Genomic DNA, 9,333 nt, shown 5'->3' with positions numbered 1-9,333 from the left:
CCTCCCCCCCGCCGGCCCGCCGGGCGCGGGGCGGGCGATCCCCGGGGCGGGGGGGCGACAACGGTGCGTCGCGCGCTACATGACCTGCTTCTGCGCCGCCTTCGGCCGGAGCTCCGGCGCCAGCGGCTGTGCGCCGGAGCGCTGGACGGCCGTGCCGCGGGCGAGGTCGAAGGCCGCCACCGGGTCCTCGGCGTCGGTCCACGGCGTGCTGCCGCACCACGGGCCGATCGCCCGGAACTGCTCCAGGGCGACGTCGTACAGCTCCGCCTGCATCGCGTAGTGCGCGAGCCGGTGCCGCAGCACCGGCATGCGCTCGTCGTCCGGTCGCACCTGAGCCAGGGCCTGAGCGACCCGCCGCAACCGGGCCTTGCCGTCGCCGCTCGCCAGCACCGGCGCGTGGGTCTTGCGCTTCTCCAGCTCGCTCAGCGCGTGCAGGTAGATGCCGGGCAGCGGGCTGCCGGCGGGGGCGGTGTCCATCGCGCGCTCGGCGAAGGCCGTCATCTGCTCGTCCGAGCCGAACCACTTGGCGCACCAGTACTGCATGCCCTGCCAGTGGGCCTCGTAGTGGTGCGGAGCCCGCTCGGCCAGTCCGCGCCACAGCTCCTCGAACTGCTCCGGCTCGTACTGCGCACCGCGCGCCGTGGTCACCATGACCACCCAGGGCGCCGGGTTGGCCGGGTCGAGCAGCGAGGCCCGCTTGGCCGCCTCGATGGCGGCGGGCAGCATCGAGCGGAAGGCGTTCATGTCCTCCTCGGGCACCTCGTGCGCGTACTTGGTGCCGCGGATCGCCCACGCCGCGTGGACCATCCGGTTGGCCTCCAGTGTCGCCGCGTCGCAGTTGCCCGGGTCGGCCGCGCGCCAGGCCTTCAGCCAGCCGTCGTCCTCGCCGGCGATGGAGTCCAGCAGCGACAGCCGGGTCCAGCGTTCGTCCCAGTCCTGCCCGGCGGCCGCGACGTACGCGGCGGCCGGCTTCCAGTTGCCGCTCCAGGCGGCGTCGGCTATCGCCTGGGACTCCTTGCGGTGGTGCGGGGCGCGCGGCGGGCCCGAGCGCCGGGGGTCGAGCCGGTCGCGCGGGACGAGTCCGTAGGCCGCCGCGTCGTAGTCGATCCGTGCCGGTGCCGGTGCCGGTGCCGCGGCCTCGGGCCGCGCGGTCCGGGACTTCAGGGCCTTGCTGATCACCGTGGAGACGGCGATGACCAGCAGGAGGAGGATGAGGTGTGTCACGGCGGAGCATCATCCCTGGTCGCGGGGGGTGCGGGCAACGCCCTTCAAACCACTCGCCCGACGCCCGTTTCCGTGCCAACATGCCGCATATGGGGACGATCCTGCACGGCACCCTCGTCACGCTCAGGCCCGCCACCGGGGACGACATCCCGGCGCTGGCGGCGATCCGCGGCACGCCCGAGGTCTACGCCCGCTGGCGCGGCGGCGAGGACCTCGTGGACGAGGTCGCCACCGACCTCGAATCGCCCGACACCGAGACCCTCGCCGTCGAGCTGGGCGGCAAGGTGGTCGGGGCCATCCAGTGGTACGCGAACAACGACGACGACTACCGCCACGCCGGCATGGACCTCTACCTCGACCCGGGTGTCCACGGCCTCGGCCTCGGCACGGACGCGGTCCGCACCCTCGCCCGGCACCTCGTGCGCGACCACCACTACCACCGGCTGATCATCGATCCGGCCGCCGACAACGCCGCCGCGATCCGCTGTTACGAGAAGGTCGGCTTCCGGCCCGTCGGCACCATGCGCCGCTACGAGCGCGGGCCGGACGGCACCTGGCACGACAACCTCCTGATGGACCTGCTGGCGGAGGAACTCGTCGACGGCTGACGGGCCGTGCGGCCGTCGACGGGGCGTCAGCCGGCGGTGGTGCAGCGGGCGGCGCGGCTCGGCGGACGTGCAGGAGCCGCAAGGGTGTGACGTGCAGGAGCCCCAAGGATGTACAGACATCTCGTCGTACATCTGGTCAGGGCTGTACAGACATCTCGCGTTCTTCCCGATGTACCGGGCAGTAGCTACCGTTCCGCTGCCATCCCCGAGCGGCCGTGACCCCTTCGGCCGCCGGGATCCGCAGGGTAGACGAATCCCCCAGGAGAACGCCCATGCTCTCGCGTCGCACGGCCACCGCCCTCACCTCGGCGGCCGCCGCCGCACTGCTGCTCGGCGGCACCGCCCCGTCGGCCGTCGCCGGCACCCAGGCGGCCCCGGCCACGCTGTCCGTCTTCGCCTTCAACGTCGACCTCGGCACCGCCGTCGTCGACAGCACCCAGAACGAGCAGGCCGCTCGCCGCACCCCGGTGATCGAGCAGATCGTCCGTCAGCACGACGCGGACGTCGTGATCCTGGACGAGCAGTTCAACAACAGCTCGACCGCCGACATCAACGCCAAGCTCGCCGACCTCTACCCCTACCGCACCCCGGTGGTCGGCCAGACCTGCTCCGGCGGCGGCTGGACCGGCATCAGCGGCAACTGCTCCAGCTCGTGGTTCGTCATCAACGGCGGCACGATGATCCTCTCCAAGTACCCGATCACCGCCCAGTACGCCCACGTCTTCAGCAACTCGACCTACGGCACCTGGGACTACCACGCCAACAAGGGCGCCGCGCTGGTCCGGGTGAACAAGAACGGCTCCACCGCGTGGGTCGTCGGCACCCACCTCCAGGCCGACGAGTCGGACACCTCCACCGACACCACCCAGGCCACCCGGCTCGGCCAGCTCGGCGAGATCCGCAGCTGGGTCAACGGCATCGCCGGCACCGGCGCGCCGGTCCTGATCGGCGGCGACCTCAACGTCGAGTACTTCCACGGCCAGGCCCGCGGCGACTACGCCAACGCCCAGTACGCGGTGGACGGCGTCCTCGGCACCCCGGCCACCGACCCGAACCAGACGCTCAACACCATGGACTGCCCGGCCTCGGCCTGGTGCCAGTACATGTCCGGCGTCGAGACCTTCCCGAAGGACTACCGGGACGACCTCGACTACATCGGGTACCTCAACGCCCCCGGCCGTCCGGTGCCCTCCGCGATGTCCACCGTGCGGGTCGACTTCGACCCGCAGGCGGGCTGGACCCCGGGCCAGGTCGACACCAACGCGCCGAGCGACCACTACCCCGTCGAGGCCACCTTCCAGCTGAACTGACCACCGCGCCTCGGGAGTTCCCCGCCCGCACGCCCCCTCCGGCGGTCGCCCATCGGCCGCCGGACGGGCTCGGGCCGGACGGGCTCAGGTCGGACGGGCTCAGGCCGGGCCGGACGGGTTCGGGCAGCCGCACGAGCGGCGCAGCACCAGCCGGGCCGGGAACGTCCGCGCGCCGGTGACCCGCCCCTCGGCGCCGCCGAGCACCAGGTCCACCGCGGCCCGGGCCATCTCCTCCTGTGCCGTCCCGACGGTGGTCAGCGCCGGGCCGGCGATCACCGCCTCCGCGATGTCGTCGAACCCGGCCACCGCGAGCTCCTCCGGCACCCGTATCCCGAGGTCGTCGGCGGCCCGCAGCAGGCCTATCGCCTGGTCGTCCGTCGCGCAGAACACGGCGGACGGACGGTCCGGCCGGGCCAGCAGCCGCAGCGCCTCGGCGTGCGCGCGCACCCGGTCGAAGGGCGCGGGGACGAGCCGGCCCTCGGCGGGGATCCCGGCGTCGGCCAGTGCGGCGGCCCACCCGACGGTGCGGGCGGAGACGGGGTCGGCCGGGCTGAGCGAGAAGGTGCCGCCGAAGCAGTGCACCCCGGCGTGCCCGTGGTCGAGCAGGTGGCGGACCACCTCGGCGGCGCCGCCCTCGTCGTCCGCGACCACGGCCACGCCGCGGGCCGTCTCTGCGCGGTGGTGCAGGAGCACGACGGGCGTCCCGTCGGTCGCGTCGAAGCCGCTGACGCCGGGGCCGGCCGGGTCCTGGGTGACCAGGACCAGGCCGTCCACCTGCATGCCGAGGAAGGCGCGGATGTAGTGTGCCTCGCGCTCGTCCGCGTAGTCCGAGTTGCCGATCAGCAGCAGCCGGCCGCGCTCGGCGGCGGCCTGCTCGACCTGGTGGGCGAGGCCCGCGAAGAAGGGCTGGCGGGCGTCCGGGACGACCATCCCGATCAGGTCGGTGCGCTGGCGCGCCATGGCCTGCGCGACCCGGTTGGGCCGGTACCCCAGCTCCTCGACGGCCGCGAGCACCTTCGCGCGCGTGGCCGGTGCCACCGGACGCGGCCCGTTGTTGATCACATAACTCACGACGGCCGTGGACGTCCCCGCCGCCCTCGCCACATCGTCCCGCGTCACCCTCGCCATGCCAGCGAGCCTACACACCGCCTCGGACAGTGACCTTTCCGTGATCGGGGGGAGATCCGCCCGCCCCGGTAGGGTGAATTCCGCTTGCGGGCCGTGACGCCCGGCGCCGAGGGTGGCGGGACGGGGGCGTCCGCCCCCGCGCCACTCGACCGCCCCGCGAGGAGGCCGATGAACGCGTCGCCGCGCCTTCCGGGCCGTCCGCGGCGACCGGGCCGGCCCCGGGTGCGGATCCACGCCCGGTCCCGGGCCGCCGTCGAGCCGCCGGCCCGGACCCCGCGGGTGCGGCCGTGGCGGCCGGTCGTCGTCGTGGCGCTGATCGCGGCGCTGGTGGCGGCCGGGATCGGCCTCTACTTCGACGAGCGGTCGAGCCGTGAGCAGCCGCAGGCCGTCGGCAGCGCCACCACGCAGGACTTCCTGGAGCTGGACGTCGTCCTGCAGCGCGTCGACGCGACCGCCCTGACGCTGGCCGCCAAGGTCCTCGTCCAGCCGCACGGCGGCCTGGCGGCGCCGAACGGCCCGCTCGTGCCCGCGCAGGACGTGGTCGTCGAGACGACCTCCCTGGAGCAGGCCGCGCTGAAGTACCCGGCCAACCAGCAGATCAGCTTCAGCACGGTGGCGTTCAACCTGACCGACGGGCGGCTCTCGGACTACCCCTTCGACAGCTACCGCGCGCCGATCGGCTTCCGGGCGACCGTCGGCGGTCGTCCGGTGCCCGTCGTGCTGAACGTCCAGGAGGCGGACCCGTTCTTCGCCCTGCGCCGGAGCGGCCAGGAGAGCGAGGACGGCGCCGTGGAGGTCACCGAGCGGATCAGCCGCTCGCGCAGCACCTTCATCCTGGCCTGGTTCATGATCATCGCGATGTGGGCGCTGGGCCTGTCCGCGCTGGTCGCCGCCTTCCTGATCGTGCGGCAGCGGCGCGGGCTGGTCTGGCCCGCCCTGGGCTGGATGGCGGCGACGCTGTTCGCCCTCGTCGGCATGCGCAACGCGGCGCCGGGCGGTCCGCCGATCGGCTCGCTGCTGGACTACTCGGCGTTCTTCTGGGCCGAGGCGCTGGTCACCGCGAGCCTGACGATGGTGGTGGTCCGGGGCGTCCGGGTGGAGGGCCGGCACCCCACCTGACCGGCACCCCACCTGACCGGCCCCGCGTCCGCCGAAGCCGGGCCTCACAGCCGCCGCAGCGCCCCCTCCGCCCGCAGGTCGGCGATCGTCGGGTAGCCGTCCACCGCCATGATCAGGTCGGCCTCGGCGAGGATCGAGCGCAGCACGTGCACGATGCCGTCCGTGCCGCCCAGCGCGAGCCCGTAGGCGTATGGGCGGCCGACGGCGACCGCGGTGGCGCCCAGCGCGAGCGCCTTGACCACGTCGGCGCCGGTCCGGACGCCGGAGTCGAACAGCACCGGCAGCCCGTCGGCGGCCTCGACGACGCCGGGCAGCGCGGCGAGCGCCGGCAGTCCGCCGTTGGCCTGCCGGCCGCCGTGGTTGGAGCAGTAGACCGCGTCCGCGCCGCCGTCCTTCGCGCGGCGGACGTCCTCGGGGTGGCAGATGCCCTTGAGCACGATCGGCAGCTCGGTGATCGAGCGCAGCCAGGGAAGGTCGTCCCAGGTCAGCGGGTTGCCGAAGACCTGCGTCCACTCCAGGACGGCGGCCCGCGGATCGGCCTCGGGCGGGTTCGCCAGCCGGGCGCGGAAGACCGGGTCGGAGGTGTAGTTGGCGAGGCAGTGGCCGCGCAGCTGCGGGAAGTTGCCCGTCGCGAGGTCGCGGGGGCGCCAGCCGGTGATCCAGGTGTCGAGGGTGACGACGATCGCCCTGAACCCGGCGGCTTCGGCCCGGTGCACGAGGCTCTCGGCGAGCGCGCGGTCGGTCGGGGTGTAGAGCTGGAAGAAGCCCGGGGTGTCGCCGAACCCGGCGGCGACGTCCTCCATCGGGTCGACGGACAGCGTGGAGGCGATCATCGGCACACCGGTGCGGGCGGCGGCGCGGGCGGTGGCGAGGTCGCCGTGGCCGTCCTGGGCGCACAGGCCTATCACCCCGACCGGGGCCAGCAGCAGCGGCGACGGCAGGGTGAGGCCGAACAGGTCCACCGTGAGGTCCCGCCGGGCGGCGCCGACCATCATGCGGGGCACGAGCCCGTAGCGCTCGAACGCGGCGGTGTTCGCCCGCTGCGTGGTCTCGTCGCCGGCGCCGCCCGCGACGTAGGAGCGCACCGAGGGCGCCAGCGCGGCCTGCCCGCGCTCCTCCAGGTCGGAGGGGGAGAGGGGCAGGGCGGGGAGGACGCCGAAGAGGCCGTCGAAGTAGATCTCGTTCTGGTAGTCGCCGAACTGCGCCTTGGCGTTCACGTCCACGCGCTCTGCCGTCCTCTCGGAACCGGGGCAAGGGGCCGGGGCCGGCCACCCGCTCACCGTGCCCGGGTGGCGGCCGGATTTCCAGACCCGCGGGTGCGCGTGGCCGGACGCTCAGTACAGCTGGCGCCCCATGACGTCGGCCGACAGCTCCAGCGCCCGCTCGGCGCGCGGGCCGCGCACCGCGAGCAGGGTCGCGGTGAGGGCGTCGACGACGGCCAGGTGGGCGATCCGGCTGGCGGTCATCTCCAGCCCGAACACCAGGTCCTGCCCGCCCGCGAGGAGGATGTGGGTGGCGGTTTCGGTGAGCGGGGAGCGGGCGTAGCTGGTCAGCGCCAGCACGGCGGCGCCGGCCTCGCGGGCGCGGCGGGCCGCCTCGACGACGACGGGCGTGGCGCCGCCGTGGCTGACGACCAGGCAGACGCCGGTGGGCGTGAGCTGGGCCGCGGCGATCTGGGCGGTGAGCGAATCGGCCAGGGCGTCGACCGCCAGGCCGAGCGCGCGCAGCCGGTAGGCGAGGTCGAGCGCGATGGCGCCGGAAATCCCGGAGCCGGCCAGGAGCACCCGGTCGGCGCCGTCCAGCAGCTCGGCGGCGGCCCGCAGGTCGGCCGGGGTGACGGTGGCGGCCACGCCGTCCAGGGCCTCCCGGGCCGCGCCCAGGGCGTCGGCGAGCGCGCGGGCGGCCGGATCCCGCCGGTCGGCCGGGGCGGGGGCCGGGCGCGGGGCCTGCCGGGCGGCGGCGATCTTCAGCTCCTGGAAGCCGCGGAAGCCGAGCCGCTGGCACGCCCGCACCACCGAGGACGGCGCGGTGCCGGCCAGCTCGGCGACGTCGCTCACGCTGAGGTGCACGAGGTCGGCGCCGCGGTCGAGGACGACCCGGGCGACGCGTGCCTCGGTGCCGCGCAGGTCGCCGAGCCGGGTGCGGACCAGTGCGGCCAGCTGGGACTCCAGCGGAGAAAATTCGGAACGTTCTTCCATGGATCCAGTGTACCGTGGAATTCCGTTCCAAGTCTGATGCTTCGTCGGAGGGGAGTCCCGCCATGCCGGAATCCGCGTCGGCCGTGCCCGTCGTCGTGCTCGCCGCGGCACTGCTGCACGCCGTCTGGAACGGTCTCGCGCACCGGATCCCGGACAAGCTGGTCGGCTTCGCGCTGATCAACCTGACGTACACCGCGTGCGCCGTCGTCCTGGTGCTGCTCAACCCGCTGCCGGCCGCTGCCAGTTGGCCCTACCTGCTGGCCTCCACGGTGGTCCAGACGGTGTCCACGGTGCTGCTCCTGCGGGCCTACCAGCTGGGGGACTTCGGGCAGATGTACCCGGTCGCGCGCGGATCGGCGCCGCTGCTGGTGGCGCTGATATCCGTGGCGGTGCTGGGCCGGCACCCGGGCGCGGGCGAGCTGGTGGGAGTCGCGGTGATCTCCTGCGGCCTGATCGGGCTGGCCTTCGCCAAGGGGGTGCCGGGGCGGGCGCAGCTGCCCGCGCTGGGGGCCGCGGCGGGCACCGGGGTGATGATCGCGCTCTACACGGTGCTGGACGGCAGCGGGGTCCGGCACGCCGGCACCGTCGGCGGCTACGTGGCCTGGCTGTTCCTGCTCCAGGGGCCGGCGCTCGTGCTGGTCGTGTGGCTGCGGCGCGGCCGCTCGCTGCTGGTCGGGGTCGGCCGGGTGGCGCCGCTCGGCATCGTGGGCGGCGTGCTCTCGCTGACGGCCTACGGGCTGGTGGTGTGGGCGCAGTCCCGGGGGGACCTCGCGACGATCGCGGCGCTGCGGGAGACGAGCATCGTGATCGCCGCGCTGATCGCCACGGCGGTGTTCCGTGAGCGCCTGGGCCGGCTGCGGCTGACGGCCAGCGTCACCGTGCTGGCCGGGATCGTGGTGCTGGAGCTGGCCCGGTGACGGGTCGCCGGGGGCACGGCGGCGGCCGGTGGCGGTCAGCCGGTTGCCGGGGCGCCGCCCGGCACGATCACGGTCAGGGCCGTGTGCACCAGGGCGAAGCCGAGCCGCTCGTACACCCGGCGGGCCGGGTTGCCCTCGGTCACGGTCAGCTGCACCTCGGCGAGCCCGCTGCGGGCGCAGTCCGCGACGGCCCGGCGCAGCAGGTCGGTGCCGAGCCCGGGGTAGCCGCGCCCTGGGTGGCGGAAGACCTCGCCGACCCACGGCACACCGGCCCGGTCGGTGAGCACGACGCCGCCCACCACCCGGTCGTCCGCGTCCACGGCGAGCAGGCTGGCGGGCAGCACGGGCCCGATGGCCGTGCCGGCGAGCAGCGGGGCGAGCCGTTCGGCCAGCGCCCGGCGGTCGTCGCCCGCGAACCGGTCCACGTGTCCGGGGGCGAACGCGGCCCGCCACGCGTCGAACAGCTCCTCGGGCGCGCGGTCGCAGGGCGCCGCCCGCAGGCCCTCCCGCAGTGGCGCGTCCGTCCAGTCGGCGGGCGGCGGGTCGGCCACCAGGTCGCGCCGCAGCGAGTGGGCGTGCCGCAGCGGCGTGGCGCCGCGCGCCAGCAACTCCCGGCCGAACTCGGCGGATCCGGAGACCGCCCACCCCGGCATGGTGTCGCGCACGAACTCCACCGGGTCCACCCCGCCGGATCCGTCGAGGACTTCGAGCAGGTCGGCCCATGGCAGGCCCTCCCGCTCGCCCCGCCGGTACCGCACCACCGGCACCCCGTCGGAGGTCCGCCCGATCACCCAGTCCGTCTCCGCCACGCCTGCCCCATCGTCGAGAT

General features: G+C 74.7%; 9 protein-coding genes. 4 read left to right on the top strand and 5 right to left on the bottom strand.

Annotation, left to right across the window (positions count from 1 at the left end; translation table 11 throughout):
- Positions 1 to 75: 75 nt before the first annotated feature.
- The gene (locus ACFV4G_RS07260) at positions 76 to 1,224 is read right to left on the bottom strand and encodes a hypothetical protein (protein ID WP_380437415.1); all 1,149 of its coding nucleotides are present in this window, start codon (positions 1,222 to 1,224) and stop codon (positions 76 to 78) included.
- An 89-nt stretch (positions 1,225 to 1,313) separates the two neighbouring features.
- On the opposite strand from ACFV4G_RS07260, the gene ACFV4G_RS07255 reads away from it, so the two are divergent.
- Together ACFV4G_RS07255 and ACFV4G_RS07250 are read left to right on the top strand one after the other, a co-directional pair.
- The gene (locus ACFV4G_RS07255; RefSeq protein ID WP_359974278.1) at positions 1,314 to 1,832 is read left to right on the top strand and encodes a GNAT family protein; all 519 of its coding nucleotides are present in this window, start codon (positions 1,314 to 1,316) and stop codon (positions 1,830 to 1,832) included.
- Between the two features lie 272 nt (positions 1,833 to 2,104).
- A complete protein-coding gene (locus tag ACFV4G_RS07250) occupies positions 2,105 to 3,142 on the top strand; it encodes a sphingomyelin phosphodiesterase (protein WP_380437413.1) in 1,038 nt (345 codons plus the stop codon).
- 99 nt (positions 3,143 to 3,241) lie between these two features.
- Here ACFV4G_RS07250 and ACFV4G_RS07245 read toward each other — a convergent pair whose 3' ends face one another.
- Complete coding sequence (locus ACFV4G_RS07245) at positions 3,242 to 4,270, bottom strand: LacI family DNA-binding transcriptional regulator (RefSeq protein WP_380437411.1); 1,029 nt, start codon at positions 4,268 to 4,270, stop codon at positions 3,242 to 3,244.
- 168 nt (positions 4,271 to 4,438) lie between these two features.
- Between ACFV4G_RS07245 and ACFV4G_RS07240 the strand changes: the two genes are divergently transcribed.
- Entirely contained in the window at positions 4,439 to 5,389 is a 951-nt protein-coding gene (locus ACFV4G_RS07240; RefSeq protein ID WP_380437409.1) for a DUF4436 family protein, read from the top strand.
- 44 nt (positions 5,390 to 5,433) lie between these two features.
- Here ACFV4G_RS07240 and ACFV4G_RS07235 read toward each other — a convergent pair whose 3' ends face one another.
- A complete protein-coding gene (locus ACFV4G_RS07235) occupies positions 5,434 to 6,612 on the bottom strand; it encodes an alpha-hydroxy-acid oxidizing protein (RefSeq protein ID WP_380437407.1) in 1,179 nt (392 codons plus the stop codon).
- Positions 6,613 to 6,723: 111 nt separating this feature from the next.
- A complete protein-coding gene (locus ACFV4G_RS07230; protein WP_380437405.1) occupies positions 6,724 to 7,587 on the bottom strand; it encodes a MurR/RpiR family transcriptional regulator in 864 nt (287 codons plus the stop codon).
- Positions 7,588 to 7,649: 62 nt separating this feature from the next.
- Between ACFV4G_RS07230 and ACFV4G_RS07225 the strand changes: the two genes are divergently transcribed.
- Complete coding sequence (locus ACFV4G_RS07225; RefSeq protein WP_380437403.1) at positions 7,650 to 8,504, top strand: EamA family transporter; 855 nt, start codon at positions 7,650 to 7,652, stop codon at positions 8,502 to 8,504.
- A gap of 35 nt (positions 8,505 to 8,539) precedes the next feature.
- Here the strand turns inward: ACFV4G_RS07225 and ACFV4G_RS07220 are convergent, their stop codons facing one another.
- Positions 8,540 to 9,313, bottom strand: a complete 774-nt coding sequence (locus tag ACFV4G_RS07220) for a GNAT family N-acetyltransferase (RefSeq protein ID WP_380437401.1) — start codon at positions 9,311 to 9,313, stop codon at positions 8,540 to 8,542.
- Positions 9,314 to 9,333 lie beyond the last annotated feature (20 nt).

This window comes from Kitasatospora sp. NPDC059747, assembly GCF_042732955.1.
GTDB lineage: Bacteria > Actinomycetota > Actinomycetes > Streptomycetales > Streptomycetaceae > Kitasatospora.
This window is presented reverse-complemented; position numbering and strand designations above follow the sequence as displayed.

What these genes read in the sequence shown, in the direction of transcription:
- ACFV4G_RS07255 (WP_359974278.1), top strand. Translation starts at nt 1,314, where the DNA reads ATGGGGACGATCCTGCACGGCACCCTCGTCACGCTCAGGCCCGCCACC.
- ACFV4G_RS07250 (WP_380437413.1), top strand. Translation starts at nt 2,105, where the DNA reads ATGCTCTCGCGTCGCACGGCCACCGCCCTCACCTCGGCGGCCGCCGCC.
- ACFV4G_RS07245 (WP_380437411.1), bottom strand. Translation starts at nt 4,270, where the DNA reads ATGGCGAGGGTGACGCGGGACGATGTGGCGAGGGCGGCGGGGACGTCC.
- ACFV4G_RS07240 (WP_380437409.1), top strand. Translation starts at nt 4,439, where the DNA reads ATGAACGCGTCGCCGCGCCTTCCGGGCCGTCCGCGGCGACCGGGCCGG.
- ACFV4G_RS07230 (WP_380437405.1), bottom strand. Translation starts at nt 7,587, where the DNA reads ATGGAAGAACGTTCCGAATTTTCTCCGCTGGAGTCCCAGCTGGCCGCA.
- ACFV4G_RS07225 (WP_380437403.1), top strand. Translation starts at nt 7,650, where the DNA reads ATGCCGGAATCCGCGTCGGCCGTGCCCGTCGTCGTGCTCGCCGCGGCA.